This window comes from Paraburkholderia sp. SIMBA_053 (assembly GCF_046534895.1).
Classification (GTDB): domain Bacteria; phylum Pseudomonadota; class Gammaproteobacteria; order Burkholderiales; family Burkholderiaceae; genus Paraburkholderia; species Paraburkholderia caledonica.
Window position 1 is genome coordinate 1 of the sequence record NZ_JAWRXU010001470.1, and the last position, 244, is coordinate 244.

The window sequence follows — 244 nt, forward strand, 5'->3', positions numbered from 1 at the left end:
TCGTGCCGTCCGGCTCATGCGGCGGGATGATTCGCGCGCATTACGGCGATCTGTTCGCCAACGATCCCGAACTGATGGGACGCTTCGCGCGGCTGCGTCCCAAGGTCTACGAACTGACGGATTTTCTTGCCACCGTCGCGAAGGTCGAGCTGACGCCGGGCGATTTCCAGGGGCCGGTGACGTATCACGACTCCTGTTCCGGGCTGCGCGAGCTGGGCGTCAAGCAGCAGCCGCGCGCGTTGCT

Annotated in this window: 1 pseudogene; it reads left to right on the forward strand. The window is 65.2% G+C overall.

What is annotated here, in order from left to right:
- Window positions 1-244, forward strand: a pseudogene (locus SB753_RS40495) ((Fe-S)-binding protein); the annotation flags it as partial.